The organism is Pseudomonas sp. MLB6B, from assembly GCF_054508135.1.
Map to the genome: position 1 here is coordinate 1,461,005 of NZ_CP199313.1, position 18,818 is coordinate 1,479,822.

The 18,818-nt window shown below is 64.8% G+C and carries 13 protein-coding genes; 7 read left to right on the top strand and 6 right to left on the bottom strand.

The features are described from left to right. The 3 genes from tssE to tssB are packed head-to-tail and all read right to left on the bottom strand — an operon-like array spanning position 1 to position 2,418. The gene (gene tssE / locus ACSMEV_RS06325) at positions 1 to 411 is read right to left on the bottom strand and encodes a type VI secretion system baseplate subunit TssE (protein WP_459207678.1); all 411 of its coding nucleotides are present in this window, start codon (positions 409 to 411) and stop codon (positions 1 to 3) included. Continuing rightward, positions 408 to 1,898, bottom strand: a complete 1,491-nt coding sequence (gene tssC, locus ACSMEV_RS06330) for a type VI secretion system contractile sheath large subunit (protein ID WP_459207679.1) — start codon at positions 1,896 to 1,898, stop codon at positions 408 to 410. The genes tssE and tssC overlap by 4 nt, the downstream gene beginning before the upstream one ends. A 16-nt stretch (positions 1,899 to 1,914) precedes the next feature. Then, positions 1,915 to 2,418: a type VI secretion system contractile sheath small subunit gene (tssB, locus tag ACSMEV_RS06335; RefSeq protein ID WP_459207680.1), complete on the bottom strand. Its 504-nt coding sequence runs from the start codon at positions 2,416 to 2,418 to the stop codon at positions 1,915 to 1,917. 366 nt (positions 2,419 to 2,784) lie between these two features. Here tssB and vasI point away from each other — a divergent pair, with 366 nt between their 5' ends. The 3 genes from vasI to tssM are packed head-to-tail and all read left to right on the top strand — an operon-like array spanning position 2,785 to position 8,434. Further along, positions 2,785 to 3,417 carry a type VI secretion system-associated protein VasI gene (gene vasI, locus ACSMEV_RS06340; RefSeq protein ID WP_459208295.1) on the top strand — a complete coding sequence of 211 codons (633 nt, stop codon included), beginning with the start codon at positions 2,785 to 2,787 and terminating at the stop codon, positions 3,415 to 3,417. Continuing rightward, a complete protein-coding gene (gene tssA / locus ACSMEV_RS06345; RefSeq protein ID WP_459207681.1) occupies positions 3,405 to 4,868 on the top strand; it encodes a type VI secretion system protein TssA in 1,464 nt (487 codons plus the stop codon). The genes vasI and tssA overlap by 13 nt, the downstream gene beginning before the upstream one ends. Beyond that, a complete protein-coding gene (gene tssM, locus ACSMEV_RS06350; RefSeq protein WP_459207682.1) occupies positions 4,865 to 8,434 on the top strand; it encodes a type VI secretion system membrane subunit TssM in 3,570 nt (1,189 codons plus the stop codon). The genes tssA and tssM overlap by 4 nt, the downstream gene beginning before the upstream one ends. 162 nt (positions 8,435 to 8,596) lie before the next feature. On the opposite strand, the gene ACSMEV_RS06355 is transcribed toward tssM, so the two are convergent. Together ACSMEV_RS06355 and ACSMEV_RS06360 are read right to left on the bottom strand one after the other, a co-directional pair. Continuing rightward, entirely contained in the window at positions 8,597 to 10,558 is a 1,962-nt protein-coding gene (locus ACSMEV_RS06355) for a methyl-accepting chemotaxis protein (RefSeq protein WP_459207683.1), read from the bottom strand. 255 nt (positions 10,559 to 10,813) lie between these two features. Continuing rightward, entirely contained in the window at positions 10,814 to 12,436 is a 1,623-nt protein-coding gene (locus tag ACSMEV_RS06360) for a diguanylate cyclase (RefSeq protein WP_459207684.1), read from the bottom strand. Positions 12,437 to 12,728: 292 nt separating this feature from the next. Here ACSMEV_RS06360 and ACSMEV_RS06365 point away from each other — a divergent pair, with 292 nt between their 5' ends. The 4 genes from ACSMEV_RS06365 (at position 12,729) to speA (ending at position 17,058) form a co-directional block, all read left to right on the top strand. Next, complete coding sequence (locus ACSMEV_RS06365) at positions 12,729 to 13,793, top strand: DUF2333 family protein (RefSeq protein ID WP_459207685.1); 1,065 nt, start codon at positions 12,729 to 12,731, stop codon at positions 13,791 to 13,793. Between the two features lies 1 nt (position 13,794). Further along, positions 13,795 to 14,334, top strand: coding sequence for an NUDIX hydrolase (locus tag ACSMEV_RS06370; RefSeq protein ID WP_459207686.1), 540 nt, complete (start codon positions 13,795 to 13,797; stop codon positions 14,332 to 14,334). Between the two features lie 209 nt (positions 14,335 to 14,543). Further along, complete coding sequence (locus ACSMEV_RS06375) at positions 14,544 to 14,912, top strand: translation initiation factor Sui1 (protein ID WP_459207687.1); 369 nt, start codon at positions 14,544 to 14,546, stop codon at positions 14,910 to 14,912. Positions 14,913 to 15,144: 232 nt separating this feature from the next. Next, positions 15,145 to 17,058, top strand: coding sequence for an arginine decarboxylase (gene speA / locus ACSMEV_RS06380; protein WP_296269356.1), 1,914 nt, complete (start codon positions 15,145 to 15,147; stop codon positions 17,056 to 17,058). Positions 17,059 to 17,403: 345 nt separating this feature from the next. Here the strand turns inward: speA and ACSMEV_RS06385 are convergent, their stop codons facing one another. Next, entirely contained in the window at positions 17,404 to 18,738 is a 1,335-nt protein-coding gene (locus ACSMEV_RS06385; RefSeq protein WP_459207688.1) for an MATE family efflux transporter, read from the bottom strand. Between the last annotated feature and the right edge of the window lie 80 nt (positions 18,739 to 18,818).

Consider the following 18,818-nt stretch of genomic DNA (forward strand, 5'->3'; position numbering starts at 1 on the left):
TCATCTCACTCGGGTGTGGCGGTTGTGGCCGTCGACCAGCAGTTCCAGCTGCAACTGTTCCAGGTAGTCGTTGACCTGCACCTGGCAGTCCAGCCGAAAGTGCAACTCCAGTGGCGCGTGGCTGTCGGGCAGGGCCCTGAACGAGCACAACTGCACCCTCGGCTCGAAGCGCTGGAGAACGCGCCGGATGTCCGCACTCACATGCTTGAGCAGGTCGCCGCTGCTCACCTCATGACCGTTGAAGTCCTGCAGGCCCAGCCCAGGGCTGCTCTGCGAGCAGCCCTGACGGGCGTTGAGCAGCGTTTCCACATGGCGCTTGATGGCGGCGAACTTTTGTGCGGCGTGCTCACGCCTGGTGGGCATGCCGCTCATGTAGGGGGCTGCCACCAGGCGGTCGAAAAAGCCGCTCATTGGGTGTCCAGCCGCCCAACCAGGGAGATCTCGAAGTTCGCGCCCATGTATTTGAAATGCGGGCGCACGGACAGCGACACCTGGTACCACCCCGGATCACCGGCAACGTCGGATACCTCGACGCGTGCAGCCCGCAACGGCCGGCGGCTACGGACATCGGCAGAAGGGTTTTCCTGGTCGGCGACGTACTGCTTGATCCACTTGTTGAGCTCGGACTCCAAGTCCTTGCGCTCCTTCCAGCTGCCGATCTGCTCGCGCTGCAGCACCTTGAGGTAATGCGCCAGGCGGTTGACCACGAACAGATAAGGCAGCTGCGTGCCGAGCTTGTAGTTGGTCTGCGCCTGCTGGCCTTCGGGGGTCTTGGGGAAATGCTTGGGTTTCTGCACCGAGTTGGCCGAAAAGAACGCCGCGTTGTCGCTGTCCTTGCGCATGGTCAGGGCGATGAACCCTTCTTCGGCCAGCTCGAATTCCTTGCGGTCGGAAATCAGCACCTCGGTAGGAATCTTGGCCTGTAACTGACCCAATGACTCATACAGGTGCACCGGCAAGTCATTGACGGCACCCCCCGACTGCGGGCCGATGATGTTCGGGCACCAGCGGTAGCGGGCGAAGCTTTCATTGATGCAACCGGCCAGCAGGAACGCCGAGTTGCCCCACAGGTAGTGGTCGTGACGCCTGTCGATGTCCTCGCAGTAGTGAAAGCTCTGTACGGGGTTTTCCTGCGGGTGATAGGCGGAGCGCAGCATGAAGCGCGGCCCTACCAGTGCGGTGTGGCGGGCATCTTCCGTTTCCCGGAACGCACGCCATTTGGCATGCCGCGGGCCGGCGAACAGGTCTTTGATCTCTTTCAGGTTGGGCAGCTCCTCGAAGCTGCTCAGGTTGAAGAATTCCGGCGACGGCGCTGCGAGGAACGGGGCATGTGACATGGCACCTACCGAAGCCATGTAACTGAGCAGTTTGATATCCGGGGAAGAGGGACCGAAGTTGTAGTTGCCGACCATGGCTGCCACGGGTTCGCCACCGAACTGGCCATAACCGGCGGTGTAGACATGTTTGTAGAGTCCGCTGCAGGTAATGTCGGCGGCGTTCTCGAAGTCGTCGAGCAAGTCATCCTTGCTGACATGCAGGACTTCAAGTTTGATGTTTTCGCGAAAGTCCGTTCGGTCGATCAGAAGTTTCAGGCTGCGCCATGAAGATTCGAGCTTCTGGAACTCCGGTTGGTGCAAGATCGCATCCATCTGCTGGCTGAGCGCCCGGTCCACTTCGACGATCATTTGATCGACCCGATGTTTGTTGATCAGTTGATCTGGGTCAGGACTTTTGAGGATTTCTGCAATGAATGCAGAAACCCCTGCACGAGCAACTTGATACCCCTCCTGCGCAGACACCAATCTAGTTTCCGCCATGATCTGGTCAAGCAGTATGGTAGTGCCCCGCGTTTGCACGGTAGGTTCAGCTGTAACGGTCGTGTTACTTGGCTTTGGCATGGGACGCTCCGTTGTCTCAGTCTTGTTTCGGTGCCTCGAGCACCAGGTCCAGTTCTTTGGCGAGTTGCTTGCGTGCCTGCTCGTCGTTGAGCAGGTGCTGCAGTCGTTTGCGGAAGGTGGGCACGTTGCCGAGCGGCCCTTTCAAGGCGACCAAGGCTTCGCGCAGTGCCAGCAGCTTGTTCAGCTCGGGAACCTGGCGAGCAATGCGGTCAGGCCCGAAATCCTGGATGGAGCGGAACTGCAGATTGACTGCCAGCTCTGCGTCCGGCGCAGCGCTGAGCTGCGACGGCACGGACAGGGCAAGGCGGACGTCGGCATCGTTCAACACATCGTTGAAGCTGTGTTTATCGATGCGCATGACCGACCGGTCTTCAAGAGAGCGGGTGTCGTCCATGCCGAAATCGCCCAGCACCAGCATCTTGTGCGGCAGCTCTATTTCGGCTTGTTCATCACCCGTGGCGGAGATGTACCGAATATTGATGCGCTCTTTGGGCGCGACGGAACCTGACGGTTTTGCCATTGCAAGATATCTCCTGAATCGAAGCGCCATTTTATGGCAGTGCGCTAATGAGGCTCTAAGAAAGTTCCTAAGAAATTTCCTGCATGATGTCCTGGGAAATTTCTGTAGGAATTTTCTTAATTTTATTTTCTCTAAGTGGGCATGTTTCGATCGCCTTGTCTGCATTTCGCAATACTTTTAAAAACATGGTTGGAAAGTGGTGTATTCGTCGAGTGCAAAAATGTAAATTAATATTTCTTTGTAATGTTCGGTTTGTTTGTAATAGTCTCTTGCCGATTCCAGCACCGACGGCGCGCTTACGACTTTGCGAGGCTGTGCTCCGTGCGCAAGGCAGATAAATTATTAAATGGAAGTTTAATTTCGATGATGCGCCAAAGAGCATGTCGCTGGGGTTTTCCGCTGGTGTTCAGTTGCGTACCGATATCCGCGTATGCCGATCAAGACTGTCCGCAGATTGTTTCCAATCTCGAGCGCCTGGCTTGTTTCGACAGGTCGGCAGGAACGCCTGCCCGGTTCGCACAGACGCACTGGTCCACCCCTGAACAAGACTCGCCCACCTTGCGTCGGGTGAGTGCCCACGAGGCAGATCGCTCGCCAGACGACCTGACGTTTCGCGCCAGCACGGTGCAGGGCGAAGGGCTGATGATTTCAGCCCCCGCAATCGCTTCGCAGTCGCCGCCCAGCTACTTGGTCATCAGCTGCCTACAGAACATCTCCAGATTGCAGCTGGTGACCGGCCGGCCGATCGATGCCAGTCGCGTCAAGGTCCGCCTGCACGGCGAGCAACGCACCACCGTCACCACAATCTGGCAGGTGACGGAGAACGGTCAGGTGCTCGACGCCGGGCGCGGCTTGCCGGGCATCGAGCAGATCAGGCAGCTGCTGGGGGCGCAGCGTGTTCGGGTCGAGAGCGACCATCCTGCCGTGGATGGGCTGGTCTTCGACGCTCAAGGCCTTGATCCGCTCATTGGTGAGGCGCGCACGACATGTCGCTGGTAGCCGAAGTCGACGCGCAGGAAATTGCCCGCCTGCTCGCCCCGATCGATGCGCAGTCACCCGCCGGCCTATATGACGTGGAAGACGAAACCTATCAGGCCATCGACCAGGAAATGGTCAAGCTGGGTGGGCTATACGAGGCGTCGATCGACTGGCTCTACATCGAAGAAGCGTCCCGGCAGTACCTGAGCGGGCAGTGCAAGCACCTGCGCATCGCCGGGCACCTGGGAGTTGCCTGGCTGCGCAGCCGTTGCTGGGCACGCTGGGCAGCCACCTTGGCACTGCTGGCCGGGCTAGTAGAGCGGTATTGGGAAAGCGCGCACCCTAAACCCGGGCCGAAGGGTTTTCTCGGCAAGCGCAAGCTGGTCGCCTTGCTACTCGCCCGTGTGAGCGAAGCGCTGCCACGCCTGGACCGCTCCACCTACGACTCCGCGCACGCTACGACGGCCCGGCTGGCGCTGCAGTGTCTGCAACGCCAGCACGCGGCGGCGCAGTTGGATGAGGCGGTGCTGGATGAATTGCAGCAACTGCTGGGCAAGCACACCGAGCTGGCCAACGGCGGGGGCGAGCCAAGGGTCCAGGCCGCCGTGCCAGGCATCAAGCCGGCACCGCTGGCGGAAGTCATCGCTGCACCGGCGCCACGCGCGTCGCTGGGCAACGAGCGGGAATCGCGCAAGGCCGTGCTGGGCTTGGCCGAGCAGATCAACCAGCAGGACCCATACGACCCGGCCGGTTATCTGCTGCGCCGGTTCGGTGTGTGGGCCCATCTCCAGGCGGCTCCCCCCATCAAGCAGGGCAAACGTACCGAGCTGATGGCCGTGCCCCAGGACATTGCGAGCGCCTACGAAGACGCCTTGGCGGGCACTGCCATCGACATCGCCTTGCTCATGCGCATCGAGAAAAGCGCGACGGCTAGCCCCTTCTGGATTCGCGGCAGTTTTCTTGCGGCGAGCGCCGCCACACGGCTGGCCATGGACGAGGCGGCCGAGGCCATTCGCGCGGCGACCGCGCGCTTCGTGCAGCGCCTGCCAGTCCTGCAGCAACTTTGCTTCAGCGACGGCCAGGTGTTCGTCGATGACCAGTGCCTGGCTTGGCTCAAGGGCGCGCAAAGAACAGCCGATCAGGGGGCGGCCGCCCCGGAATTCGCCAACCTGCGAGAGGAGCTGGTCAGCCAGTTGGAAGCCAGCGGTGTCGAGCCGGTATTGCTCAGGTTGCAGGGCCTGCAGGCGCAACTGCGTGCTCCTCGTGAGTGCTGCCATACCACCGTAATCGCTGCCGACTTGCTGGCTGCCCGGGGCGTGTCCTGGTTGGCGCGGGAACTGTGCGCCGGGGTTGCCAGATGCATGCAGGAAACCACCGCCAGCGCCTGGGAACCGGAAGTGTTTCAACGTCTTCAGGAGCATGCGGCAGCACCCCTTCCGACGGATCGCCACAACGAATGGGAGTCACGATGAACCACTTCTGGACGCACCTCAAACGCTGGGGTGTGCCCCTGGTGAGTCGTATTGGATTGGCCATGCCTGCGTTGCTCGCCCTGGGTGCTGCACTGATGCTGATTGCCATCTGGTGGCTCGGGCCGCAGTGGACCTGGCAGCACGAGCAGCCACTGGCTAGTCTCGCTCACCGCTGGCTGGCCAGCCTGCTGCTCGTGCTGGTCCCGCTGCTGTGCTGGCTGATCGTGCTACGTACGCGCTTTCGCTGTCTGCAGGCTGAACGTGCCCGGGATGCAGCCGCCGAACTGGACTCTACGTTGCCCTTCGTCGAGGCTCAGGAGCAGGCGCTGGACCAGGGGCTGTCTCGATTTCTCCAGCATGCAGGTGGCCGCCATGCCCTGTACCGCCTGCCCTGGTACCTGGTGGTGGGCGACCGGCACGCCGGCAAGACCTGCCTCATCGACGGTACCGAGCAACGTTTCTCGCTGACCCGGATCGAACAGGTACAGGCCCGAGGTCGACACTCGCAGGCGTTGGCCTACCCGATCGGTTGGTGGATCAGCGACGACGCGGTGATCATCGATCCACCGGGTGCCTTCATCCGTCAGGAGTCACAGTCGCAAGAACCGGCCGAACACGAGCCTGCACCGCACGTGCCCTCCGCAACGCCCACCAGGTTGTGGCAGCACCTGCTGGACTGGCTGCTGCGCAATCGCAGCCAGCGCGCCCTCAACGGCCTGCTGCTGGTCGTCGATCTGCCTGCGCTGCTGCATGGCACGCCGGAGCAGCGGCTTGCCTTGGCGCACGTCTTGCGCACGCGGCTGTACGAGGTCAGCAATCAGCTCGGCTCGCGCCTGCCGTTGTACGTGGTGCTAAGCAAGTTCGATCTGCTGGACGGCTTCGATCCGTTGTACGCCGGCCTTCCCGCAGCCTCGCGAGAACGCCTGCTGGGCTTCACCTTCACCTTGGACACGAATGGCACCTTCGATGCCTGGCTAGATGAATATGCCGAGCACTACGATCGCTTGATCAGCCATCTGTTCGAGCAGGTGTTGGATCGGCTTGACGCCCTGGGTACTGCGGCGCTGCGCGCGCGGCTGTTCTCCCTGCTCGCTCAGTTGGTGGGGCTGCGCCCGATATTGCTGGGCTTCCTGAGGGAGACACTGGCCAGCGACGCCTACACCACGCCCGCTCTGGTTCGTGGCGTGTACTGGTCGTCGGTGCTCCAGCAGGGCGACATGCTCAATGTCTTCGTGCGCGAGGCAGCGCAGCCCTATAAAACCGCGCCGCCGTTGCTGGAGGGCAAGGCGCAGGGCAGAGCGCTGTCGTATTTCATCCCGCACGCGTTCAGGCGGGTCATCTATCAGGAAGCCGGGCTCGCCGGGGACAACATACGCGTGGCACGGCGCAAGCGCCGGCTGCTCTGGGTCAGCAGCGGTGTGGGCGCACTGGCGTTGTGCGTTGCCATCGCCGGTTGGCAGCGCTACTTCGAGATCAATGGCGCGAAGGCTGCCAGCGTCCTGGCCAAGAGCCGGGAATACCGTCAGCACGAAGTGGACCAGCGGCTGGACCCGACCGGGCGCAACCTCCTCGAACCGCTGGACCAGATTCGCGAGGCCGTGTCGGTGTTCGGCGACTACCGTGCCGCTTGGCCCGGTGTCGCTGATCTGGGCCTGTATCAAGGACGTGCCATCGGTCCTCGTGTCGATGAGGCGTACCTCAGCCTGCTGTCCAGGCGCTTCCTGCCTGCCTTGGCCAGTGGCGTGATCAATGCGATCGATGCCGCGCCGCCGGGCAGCGAGCAGCAAATGGCGGCTCTGCGCGTCTACCGCATGCTGGAAGACCGCCAGAACCGTCGGCCTGAGTGGGTCGAGGCATGGATGGCCGTCCAGTGGCAAAAGCAATTCCCTGGTCAGGGGCCGCTGCAACGCGACCTCATGCGGCACCTGAAATACGCCTTGGCCTACGCCGACAGCGATCTGTCGCAGTACCGCCCGCGTATCGCCGAGGTCCAGCAGGCCCTGCGCAAGCTGCCGCTGCCGGAGCGACTCTACGCCAGCCTCAAGCAGCAGGCCGGGGAGCAGCTGCAGGCCGACCTCGATCTGCGTCATCAGGTCGGCCCGGCGTTCAATGTCGTCTATCAATCGTCTGCCGGTGGCCAGCACGGCAACGCTACCGTGCTGGCGGCAATGCTCACTGCCAAGGGCTTCAAGGACTACTTCGAGCCCCGCAGCCAGCGCTTCGCGGAGTTGGCGATGGTCGACCAATGGGCGCTGGGCGAGCGCAGCCAGCTCGATTATTCGGATGCCGACCGCGAGGCACTGGGCGAACGGCTGCGTGACCTGTACGGCGCCGACTTCATCGACAGTTGGCGGCGCGCCCTGACGGCGTTCTCGGTGGCTGATTTCCGCGATTTGGACCACGGCGTGGCAATCCTGCAGCAGCTCACGGGGCCAGCGGCTCCGCTGCGGCGGTTGCTCGATACCGTGCAGACGAACACCACGCTGTCATCTGTCGTGCCGGTCGACGCCGCCGAGCAGGTCCAAGTGCTGCAATCGACCACCGACCAGCCTGGACAACGCCCTGTGTGGGCCATCCAGCGCGCGTTTGCCGGGTTGAGCGCCATGCTGCGCGCGACGGAAGAAAACCCCAGCTACTACGACGAAACCCTGGCTGCCATGGCGGCCGTTCACGATTACGCCAAAGCCGTGCAAGACAGCCCGCACCGCGGTGAAGCGGCCTTGCAGGCCGTGCATCAGCGTCTGGCGCTGACCGGACCGGACCCGATCGGCACCTTGCAACGCGTTGCCACCGGCCTGCCAGAGCCGATCAATCAGCAGGTCAGGAAGGTCGCCGAGCAGACGGCGCGGGTGTTGAACGTCGAAGCCTTGCGCGAACTGGAACGGCGCTGGGATGCGCAAGTCTACGGTTTCTTCCAGCAGCGTCTGGCCGGGCGCTATCCATTCGCGGCCGGTGGGCCGGATGCCTCGCTGGACGACTTCGAAGCGTTCTTCGGGCCGAAGGGGCGGCTGCAGCAGTTCAACGACCGCTACCTCAAGGTGTTCCTGCAGGAGAACCTCGAAGCCCTGCAAGCCGGCGCGCCAGGGCAGTCATTGATTCGCAGCGACGTGCTCGAACAACTGGCGCTGGCCGACCGCATCCGCGAAACCTTCTTCGATCAGCGCGGCAACCTGAGTGTACAACTGAGCATTGAGCCGCTGGGGCTCAGCACCAACCAGCGCACCAGCCTGCTCGACCTCGACGGTCAGTTGATCGCTTACACCCACGGCCCGAGCCAGATCACCGGGATCGTCTGGCCGAACACCCTGGGGCAGCACGTGCGCAGCCACCTGACCCTGCTACGCCAGAACGGCAACAGCAGCAGCCTGGAGTACCGCGGCCCCTGGTCGATGTTCCGCCTGCTCAGCCGTGGCTCGCTCAATGGGCGAACGCCGACCAGCGTGGACCTGAACTTCAGGGTCGGCGATGGCGCGATGCGCTACCGGATCAGTGCGGAAAAAGCCTTCAACCCGATTACCCAGCAGCCGTTCAAGGGCTTTCGCTTGCCCAGGGGGCTGTTGCAGTAGCTGTACTTTGAGATGCTTCCCCAATGCTCGCTTTATCCGCGTGCATCAGGCCGGCCCGCCAGAAATTTTGAACTGCTCACACGGTGCGAGGACCTGTCATGCCTTGCCAATTCCAGGTGCATTACAGCTTCCAACCCCGGCTGGAAACGCCAGTTCACGGCTTCACACCCGAAACGCCCGCACCGCCGTGTTCAGTTCCCTGCCCAGGCGTAACAATTGCCCACCTTGCTCACGCCCTTCGCCAATCCGCTGCAGGTTATCGTTACCCAAGGCATGGATACGCTCGCTGTGGTCGCGGATCTCGCCTACCGCGCCGCGCTGCTGGGCGGTGGCATCGGCGATGCGCACGGACGTGTCGGCGATGGTGGCGATGGCGCGCACGATGTCGTCGAGTGCGCCGTCGGCGGCCTGCGCCTGGCTGGCGGTATGGCGGGCGTGGTCGAGCTGCGCGCGCATGCCGTCCACCGACCGGCGGGCAGCCTGTTGCAGGCGGTCGATCAGGCCCTGGATTTCACCGGTGGCGCCGGTGGTGCGCTGGGCCAACGAGCGCACTTCGTCGGCGACCACGGCGAAGCCGCGGCCCATTTCCCCGGCGCGGGCGGCCTCGATGGCTGCGTTCAGGGCCAGCAGGTTGGTCTGTTCGGCGATCGAACGGATCACCGTCAGCACGCTGCCGATGGTGGCCGACTCCTCGGCCAGCTGCTCAATGCTGCGGGCATTGCCCTGCACCTCTTCGACCAGGGTGCGCAGGCCTGCCAGGCTACTGCCGATCACCTGCTGGCCCTGGGCGACGGCGCTGCCGGCGTCCTGGCTGGCACCGGCGGCGGCGCTCGCGTCGCTGGCGACCTGGACGATGGTGGCTTCCAGCTCGCCCAAGGCGTCGCGAATCAGCGCGGTGTCGCCGGCCTGGCGTTCGGCGCCGTCGTGCAGGGCGCTGCTCATGTCGGCCAGGGCGTGGCTGCTGCCGCCCACTTGCTCGGCGTGGTGGCGCAGCGTGCCGATCAGCTCCACCAGGTAGTGGCGCAGGCGGTTGAGCGAGGCTTGGATATCGTGCAGTTCGCGGTTGGTGCGGCCCAGGGCGATGGGCCGGGCGAAATCGCCCTCGGCCCAGCGCGACAGGGCCGGAGCCAGGTTGCTCAGGGTGCGCGCCAAGCGGCGCTGGAGGGTGTCGATGAGCACGGCGATGAGCAGGATCAGCGCGATCATGAGGCCTTGCAGAGCACGCACCTCGCTCTGGATCTGGCCGTGCAGGGCGCGCACTTGCGGCTCCACGGCGGCGATCGCGTTGCGCACCGCACCCAGGCGCCGCTCGGTGCTGGCGGCCAGGGCGGTGCGCTGCTCGATCTGGGCGCGGGTGCGCTGCAGCTCGGTCGGGTAGCGGTCGATGAGGCTGCGCAGTTGGCGCTTGAGGTCGACACCCTGGTCTTGCGGGGCCTTCTGGGCATCGCTCTGCAAACCCATGAGCGCGGCGAAGTCGTCACTGCCCGAAGTCGCCGTGGCGGTCACGCCGAGCAGGGGCAGGGCATCGAGCAAGGTGGCCTGGGCGTCGATCAGCTGCAGCTCGCGTTGCACCTCGTCGGCCAGCCCGGCGCGGCCGCTGCTGACCAGCTTGTCGCGCGCCAGGGACAGCCGCGCCAGGTGCACGGCCGCATCCAGCAGCGGTGCGCGGTAACCGTCGGCTGTTGCGCCGCCGCCATCGGCCGCATAGCGCGCCAGTTGCTCGAGGGTCGCGCCCAGTTCGCGCTCGGCCTGCAACAGCAGGGCCTGAGGATCGGCGGCCAGCTTGCCAGCGGCCAGCAGGTCGGCTGCGGCGAAACGCTGCAAGTCGTCCAGGCTCGGGTGCAGGCTGTCGGCCAGGGCGCTGGGCCAGGCGCTCAGGCTTTCTTGCAGCTGTTCGATGGCTTGGAGGGCAGCGGCATGGCGCAGCGCATCGCCACTGCCCAGGTACGCCTGGACGTTGGCCGCGCCCTCGTTCTGGAAACGCTGGGCCAGGTTCAGGTAGCGCTCCATCATTTGGTACGGACGCTGGAGGGCGTGCTGCGACCACCACAGGGTCGCACCCAGGGCGATGCATACCGTTACCAGCAGCAAGGTGTTGAGGTTGGTCAGCAGCTTCAGACGCATGGCCGCGCACTTCCGGCAGGAGGGATGACCGCGCTGACGGTATTGCCAATTGATGACCGGTTGATGACGGCAGAGGCCTTTGTCTGCAGGCGCGATGAGACGGCATAGCGATTGCTCGCGACGGTCGCAGCGGAGCGCCGATCCGGGCGGTATGTCGTCTGGCGCATGGCGATGAGAGCAAGGGGCCGATCGCGTCGCTTGGAGTGGGCCGGCTGTGCCGGCCACCGCAACCGAGCAGAAGCGCCAAACCGGCCGCTACGGGGCCGGCTCGGCTTTCAGAACGCAGTTGCGCCCACTGTGCTTGGCGGCATACAGCGCTTCGTCGGCGATGTTGCCCAGCTGCGAGGCGTCCATGCCGTCATCCAAGCTCGCCACGCCGGCGCTGAAGGTGCAGTTCAACGGCTGCGGATGGGCTGGGTAGTGCAGCTCGGCGAAGCGCTGGCGCAGGTCGTCGAGCAGGTGATAGGCCGCGTCCAGCGGCGTGTCGGGCATGACGATGGCGAATTCCTCGCCGCCGTAGCGCCCAATGAAGTCGGTGCGTCGCAGGCGCTGGCGCAGGAACAGCGCCAGGCTCTTGAGTACACGATCGCCGGTGGGGTGGCCATGCACGTCGTTGATGCGCTTGAAGTGGTCGATGTCGAGCATGGCGAAGCTCAACGGCTGGCCTTCGCGGCGTGCGCGGTGGCTGCTGTCTTCGAGCAGTTGCAGGATGTGCGTGTGGTTGTACAGACCGGTCAGGCTGTCGCGCACCAGGCGCGCGTTCAAGTGGCGGGCACGGGCGGCGCGGTTGTGCACGGTGGTGACCAGTTGCCGGGCCTGCACCGGCTTGGTGAGAAAGTCGTCGCCGCCTTCGCTCATGGCTTCGAGCTGCTTGTCCAGGTCGGCTTCGGCAGACAGGTAGATGATCGGCACGCTCACGTAGCGATCGTTGTGGCGAATGGCCCGTGCCAGTTCCGAGCCGGTACAGCCCGGCATGTACATGTCGAGGATGATCAGGTCGGGTTGGAAGTCGGCCAGGATGTCCATGGTGCGCAGCGGCTCGATGAGCACCCGCGTGGATATCCCCGCATGCCTGAGCATGCGCTCGGTGTACAGCGCCTGGGCGCGCGAGTCGTCGATGATCAGCACGCGGAACGGGTCGAGGTCGGCGGAATCACTCAAACGCTCGATCTTCTCCAGCAGCGCGGAGGCCTCCAACGCGCCGGTGAGAAACGCCTTGCCGCCGATGCGCGCCGCGCTCAATCGCGCGCACGTGTCGTTGTCATCCTGGCTGAAGAACAGCAGCGCCAAAGGCGGTTCGGCGTCGGCTTGCAGGGCTTGGGCCAATTGCAGACCGCGACCGGGGCCGGCGAAATCCACATCCAGCACCACGATTCCCGGCGGCGCCTCGGCCAGCGCGCTGCGCAAGGCGTCGACGCTGTCCAGGGCCTGCGCCGCCAGGCCGAAGAACGCCAGTTGCTGGACCAGCCGCTCGGCCGCTTGCGCATCTTGCAGCAACAGGTACAGCGGCCGGCGCAAGGCCGGCAGGAGCACATCGTCGAACTGGTCGTCGCGGCGCAGGCTGCTGCGGGCCAGTTGCTGGATCAAGGGCGCGAGCGCATCCAGCGCACCGGCCGGTAACGACGGCTGGCCTTCGAGCAGCGGTTCGAGCTGCGCACACAGGGCCTGGGCCACGGCCACCTGTGGCGCCTGCTCGCACTGCTCGGCGGTCCGCCACAAGCGCAGACTCGCCTTGTGCAGGTAGCGCAGGCCGGTGCGGGTCGGGTCGGTGTGGTGCAAGCGTTGCCAGAGCAGCAGGACATCGCGGGTTTGTTGCAGCACTTGGTGCATGCGCGAAGACCTTGAGGGGATGGAGGAGGGGGTCAGGGGTGGGTTCATGGGCTCACTGCGGTCGCAGTCCGATAGTGGCTCCATGCTAGCACTGCTGGGGGGCCAACCGCCCGCTGCCATGCGATAAAATGCGGCATCTTTCTATACGGCCCGCCGAGCGGTGGGTCGCGTATGCGCATGAAAGCGTCTGCTTTATAGTGCCGAGCCGGCGATCTGCCGTGGCACCCTAGCGTGACCCTGTGGTCCAAGCCCCAGGCCCTGTAGTGAAAACGCCTGCCTAGGGTAGGTGGTTTCCATACAACGTTTCGCACTCGACGTGACTGAATTAAGGACAAAAGCCATGCTGGACTGGAAAAAACGCGAGGCCGTTGACGCGCCGAGCGAGCGGGCCGACTCCCGCAAAGCCACCCCCCGCCGCCGTGGCGGCATCTGGGGCCGTACCTTGGCTGCGGTCATCGGTGTGTACCTGTTGGTGTGCATCGGCCTGAGCTGGTACTGGAGCCAGGAACCCGACCTGTTCCCGGTGCAGCAGACCGCGCAAACCGCCGCGCAGCAGTCCGGCCAGAAGATGGTCGTGGGTTACACCACCGTCGAAACCCTGAAGAACGTGTCCGGCACCCTGCTGAACAAGCCGGGTGGCTACATCGCCAACGACCGTTTCCCGCCAGGCCTGTGGATGGACAACATGCCGAGCTGGGAGTATGGCGTGCTGGTCCAGGTGCGTGACCTGTCCCGCGCACTGCGCAAGGACTTCGCCCGTTCCCAGTCGCAGTCCACCGAAGACGCGGATCTGGCCAAGGCCGAGCCGCGCTTCAACTTCGACCACAAGAGCTGGATCCTGCCATCGAGCGAATCGGAGTTCGAGGAAGGCATCAAGTCGCTGTCGCGTTACCAGGCGCGCCTGGCCGCCGGTGACAAAGGCGCGATCTTCTATACCCGTGCCGACAACCTCAACAACTGGTTGGGCGACGTCGCCACCCGTCTGGGTTCGCTGTCGCAACGCCTGTCGGCGAGCGTCGGCCGGGTCAAGCTCAACAGCAACCTGAAGACCGAAGCCATCGTCCCTGGCCAAGCGCCGCAGGTGGACGAGGAGCTGGTGGAAACGCCTTGGCTGCAGATCGACAACGTGTTCTACGAGGCCCGTGGCCAGGCGTGGGCGCTGTCGCACCTGCTGCGCGCCATCGAGGTCGACTTCGCCGACGTGCTGGCGAAGAAGAACGCCACCGTCAGCGTGCGGCAGATCATCCGTGAGCTGGAAGCTTCGCAGGAGCCGCTTTGGAGTCCGATGGTGCTCAACGGCAGCGGCTTCGGCATGTGGGCCAACCATTCGCTGGTGATGGCCAACTACATCTCCCGCGCCAATGCCGCAGTGATCGACCTGCGTCAGCTGCTGTCCCAGGGCTGACATGCCGATCGACCCTGTGGAGGCCGCGCACCGCGCGGCCTCCGACGTTGAGCGGGTCGCCTGGGTGGATGCCCAGGACCGCCTGCTCGGTGCCCTGCCACGGGCCGAACTGCGCGAGCGTGCGCTGATCGGCCGTGGCACGTTCATTCTCCTGTTCAACAGCCAGGGTGAGCTGTGCGTGCACCGCCGCACCCTGAGCAAGGCGTTGTACCCCGGTTACTGGGACGTGGCCGCCGGGGGCATGGTCGGGCCCGATGAAACCTACGCGCAGTCGGCCGCCCGTGAGCTGGAAGAAGAGCTGGGCGTGAGCGGCGTGGCGTTGCAGTTCCATGAAAAGTTCTTCTTCGACCAACCCGATAACCACCTGTGGTGCGCGGTGTTCTCTGCGGTATGGGACGGTCCTTTGCGCCTGCAACCCGAAGAGGTGTTGGAAGCGCGTTTCGTCAGCCTCGACCAAGCGCAGGCCGACAGCCTGAGCAAGCCCTACTGCCCCGATTCCCTGGCCGCGTTGCAACGCTATCGGCGCGCGCTCGGCCGTTGACCTGACGGCATCTCCGGCAAGGTCGCAAAACAGGCGCAAAATGGCGCATTCCGCTACTTGGGCCATAGGCTTTTTCTCGTTAAACTGCGCGCCCTTTATGGGTTGCCGTGTGTACCGCGGCAATCAGCGCCGCCCCTGCCAGAGTGGGGCCTCGCGGTCGGCCCGGCACCAGGCTCGATCAGTTTCTGCCCTCAACAAGAGGCACGAACGTGGCCAAGAAATCCTCCTCCTTCGCCGCCCTCGGCGGTCTGGTCTATTCCACCGACGCCGGTCGCCACTGCCCCGACTGCAGCCAGCCAGTCGATGCCTGTATCTGCCAGCAGCACGTACCACAGGGCGACGGCATCGCCCGTGTGCGGCGCGAGAGCAAGGGCCGTGGCGGCAAGACCGTCACCACCATCACGGGTCTGGCCCTGGCGGCCGAGCCGCTGAAAGCGCTGGCCACCGAACTCAAGCGCCGTTGCGGCACTGGCGGCGCGCTCAAGGACGGCGTCATCGAGATCCAGGGCGAACATGTCGAACTGCTGCTCGCCGAACTTACCGAGCGTGGTTTCACGGCCAAGAAGTCGGGTGGCTGAAGGCTGCGCGTGGGTGCGTGGCTGGCGACTTGGAACGCCATCCGACCCCGCCCTGCATGACCTGCGACTCCAGACTTTTGCGGCCGCAGCCAAGGTTTTTACCCCTGCGTTTCTAAACTCGCTTGTGCAACCGGGGTCTATCCCCAGCATGGACGAACCGTCATTTTCAGCATCTACACTGCCTGCCACCGCGCGCAGGGCCGTGTTCTGACTTCTCTAATAGGGGACTTGAATGTCCGTACGACGCACACGCAAAGACGATGGCAGCCAGTGGACCGTGGCCGACAGCCGCAGTGTTTATGGCATTCGCCATTGGGGCGCAGGCTATTTCGCCATCAATGAAGCCGGGCGCGTGGAAGTGCGCCCCAACGGCCCCGACAGCTCGCCCATCGACCTCTTCGAGCAGGTCGACGAGCTGCGTCAGAGCGGCCTGAGCCTGCCGCTGCTGGTGCGCTTCCCCGACATCCTGCAGGACCGCGTGCGCCAGCTCACCGGCGCCTTCGACGCCAACATCGCGCGCATGGAGTACCAGAGCCAGTACACCGCCCTGTACCCGATCAAGGTCAACCAGCAGGAAGCGGTGGTCGAAAACATCATCGCCACGCAGAACGTTTCCATCGGCCTGGAAGCCGGCTCCAAGCCGGAGCTGCTGGCCGTGCTGGCCTTGGCGCCCAAGGGCGGCACCATCGTCTGCAACGGCTACAAGGACCGCGAGTTCATCCGTCTGGCGCTGATGGGCCAGAAGCTGGGCCACAACGTGTTCATCGTCATCGAGAAAGAGTCGGAAGTGGCCCTGGTGATCGACGAAGCGGCCGAACTCAAGGTCAAGCCCCAGGTCGGTCTGCGCGTGCGCCTGTCGTCGCTGGCGTCGAGCAAATGGGCCGACACCGGTGGCGAGAAATCCAAGTTCGGGCTCTCGGCCGCGCAGTTGCTGTCGGTGGTGCAACGCTTCAAGGACGCCGGCCTCGACCAGGGCATCCGCCTGCTGCACTTCCACATGGGCTCGCAGATCGCCAACCTGGCCGACTACCAGCACGGTTTCAAGGAAGCCATCCGCTATTACGGCGAGCTGCGCGCGCTGGGTCTGCCTGTCGACCACATCGACGTCGGCGGTGGTCTGGGCGTCGACTACGATGGCACCCATTCGCGCAACGCCAGCTCGATCAACTACGACATCGACGACTACGCCGCCGTGGTGGTGGGCATGCTCAAGGAGTTCTGCGACGCCCAGGGCCTGCCGCATCCGCACATCTTCTCCGAGAGCGGCCGGGCGCTGACCGCGCACCACGCCATGCTGGTGGTGCAGGTCACCGACGTCGAGAAGCACAACGACCAGGTGCCGACCATCGAAGACAAGGCCAGCCTGCCGGAAACCGTGCAATGGCTGGTCGATCTGCTCGGCCCGACCGACATCGAGATGGTCACCGAAACCTACTGGCGCGCCACCCACTACATGAGCGACGTGGCCGCCCAGTACGCCGACGGCAAGCTCAGCCTGTCCGAAAAGGCCCTGGCCGAGCAGTGCTACTTCGCCGTGTGCCGGCGCCTGCACAATTCGCTCAAGGCCCGCCAGCGCTCGCACCGCCAGGTGCTCGACGAGCTCAACGACAAGCTGGCCGACAAGTACATCTGCAACTTCTCGGTGTTCCAGAGCCTGCCCGACACCTGGGCCATCGGCCAGGTGCTGCCGATCCTGCCGCTGCACCGCCTGGACGAAGAGCCGCTGCGCCGCGCCGTGCTGCAAGACCTGACCTGCGACTCGGACGGCAAGATCAACCAGTACGTCGACGAGCAGAGCATCGAAACCAGCCTGCCGGTGCATGGCATCAACGAAGGCGAAGACTACCTGCTGGGCATCTTCCTGGTAGGGGCCTACCAGGAAATCCTCGGCGACATGCACAACCTGTTCGGCGACACCGACTCGGTGAACATCTACCAGAACGCCGACGGCAGCGTGTACCACGCCGGCATCGAGACCCACGACACCATCGAGGACATGCTGCGCTACGTGCACCTGTCGCCCGAAGAGCTGATGACCCACTACCGCGACAAGGTCGCCAGCGCCAAGATCAGCCCGCGCGAGCGTACCCAGTACCTCGACGCGCTGCGCCTCGGGCTGACCCGCTCGTCGTACCTGTCGTCCTGAATCGCGGGTGTTTCGGGTGTCCCGTCTCCGGCGAGCCGAACGACGGCGTCACCCGCGCTGGTGGAGTGGACTGGATCAGGGCGGCGTCGCCGCCCATCGCGGCTGAAGCCGCTCCCACAGAGCTGTACTCGAAGCCGCTCCTGCTGAGATGTAACCGAAGCCGCTGCCGCAGCGACGCGGTTGTCCGGGAATGCAGCGACCTTGTGGGAGCGACTTTAGTCGCGATGGCCGGCGGCGCCGGCCCAATTGCCCACTACGTCGCTTTCATCTCAAACCGCAGCAGCCGAACCGGGCCTGCGTTGCATGTTCCTACGGCTGACCGCAAACACTCCATCCGCCCCACCTTCAAACCCAGCCTCCCATTCTGCGCAATCGCCAGGCCATCGCGCCCAGTGTCGCTGCCCGCAGCGCCATGAACGCCAGAAACGCCAGCCACAGGCCATGGTTGCCCAGCCCGCGCAGGGCCAGGGCCAGGGGTAGGGCGAGCAACACCGACAGCAGCATCGCGTTGCGCATCTCCCGCGCACGCGTGGCGCCGATGAACAGCCCGTCGAGCAGGTAGCTCCACACGGCCACCAGCGGCAGCAGCGCCAGGTACGGCAGATACGGATACGCCGCTTGGCGCACACTGGCGATGTCGGTCTGGGTGTCGATGAACAGGTGCCCGGCGCTCAGGAACAGCGCTGCGAAGCCCAGACTCACCAGTAACGACCAGCCCCCGGCCACCACTAGCGAACGGCGCAACACCTCGCGCTGGCGGGCGCCGATGGCGTGGCCGCACAGTGCCTCCACCGCATGGGCCAGGCCGTCCAGCGCGTAGGCGGTGAGCAGCAGGCCATTGAGCAGCAGCGCGTTGGCCGCCACCGTCGCCTCGCCCAGCCGCGCGCCTTGCACGGTCAGCAGCAGGAACACGCCCTGCAAGGCCAGGCTGCGCAGGAAGATGTCGCGGTTGACCGCCAGCAACGGGCGCCAGGCCTGCCAGCGGCGCAAGGCCGACCATGCCATGCGCCCCGGATGGGCGCGCAGCGCCGGGCGGGTCAGGGCCAGGCCCAGCAGGGCAGCGCTCCACTCGGCGATCACCGAGGCGCGCGCCGAACCGACCACACCCCAGTCCAGTCCCAGCACGAACCACAGGTTCAAGGCGATGTTCAACAGGTTGGTGGCCAGGAGGATCGCCAGCGGCGCACGGGCATTCTGCGTGCCGAGGAACCAGCCCACCAGCGCATAACTGGCCAGCGCCGCTGGCAGGCCGAGCAGGCGGGTGTGGAAAAAGTCCTGGGTGGCCTGCTGCAGGGCCGCGCTGGGCTGCATGAAGTGCAGCGCCAGTTGGCTGAAGGGCAAGGCCAGCAGGCCCAGCAGCGCCGCCAGGCCGATTGCCAGCAACAAGCCTTGGGCCAGCACCTGGCGCAACGCCGCGCCGTCGCCGCGCCCGGCTGCCTGGGCGGCGAAGCCGGTGGCGCCCATGCGCAGAAAGCCCATCAAACCCATCATGAAGGTGAACAGCACCGCACCCACCGCCACCGCACCCAACTGATGGGCATGGGGCAGGTGGCCGACCACCGTGCTGTCGACCAGCGCCACCAGCGGCACGCTGACGTTGGACAGGATCATCGGAGCGGCCAGGGCCCAGACCTTGCGGTGGGTGGCGCGGTTGCACCAGTCGGTCAGCAGTGAAGGCATGCGGCTCCAGAGGGTTCGGGCGTGACGGTAGGTGCCTGGCAAACGACCCTCAGCGGTGGGCGTGGACAGCCAATCGTCGC

Coding starts and splice junctions, on each gene's coding strand:
- ACSMEV_RS06385 (WP_459207688.1), bottom strand. CDS start 18,738: ATGCCTTCACTGCTGACCGACTGGTGCAACCGCGCCACCCACCGCAAG.
- ACSMEV_RS06360 (WP_459207684.1), bottom strand. CDS start 12,436: ATGAACCCACCCCTGACCCCCTCCTCCATCCCCTCAAGGTCTTCGCGC.
- ACSMEV_RS06355 (WP_459207683.1), bottom strand. CDS start 10,558: ATGCGTCTGAAGCTGCTGACCAACCTCAACACCTTGCTGCTGGTAACG.
- tssE (WP_459207678.1), bottom strand. CDS start 411: ATGAGCGGCTTTTTCGACCGCCTGGTGGCAGCCCCCTACATGAGCGGC.
- tssA (WP_459207681.1), top strand. CDS start 3,405: ATGTCGCTGGTAGCCGAAGTCGACGCGCAGGAAATTGCCCGCCTGCTC.
- speA (WP_296269356.1), top strand. CDS start 15,145: ATGTCCGTACGACGCACACGCAAAGACGATGGCAGCCAGTGGACCGTG.
- tssC (WP_459207679.1), bottom strand. CDS start 1,898: ATGCCAAAGCCAAGTAACACGACCGTTACAGCTGAACCTACCGTGCAA.
- tssM (WP_459207682.1), top strand. CDS start 4,865: ATGAACCACTTCTGGACGCACCTCAAACGCTGGGGTGTGCCCCTGGTG.
- ACSMEV_RS06370 (WP_459207686.1), top strand. CDS start 13,795: ATGCCGATCGACCCTGTGGAGGCCGCGCACCGCGCGGCCTCCGACGTT.
- ACSMEV_RS06365 (WP_459207685.1), top strand. CDS start 12,729: ATGCTGGACTGGAAAAAACGCGAGGCCGTTGACGCGCCGAGCGAGCGG.
- vasI (WP_459208295.1), top strand. CDS start 2,785: ATGCGCCAAAGAGCATGTCGCTGGGGTTTTCCGCTGGTGTTCAGTTGC.
- tssB (WP_459207680.1), bottom strand. CDS start 2,418: ATGGCAAAACCGTCAGGTTCCGTCGCGCCCAAAGAGCGCATCAATATT.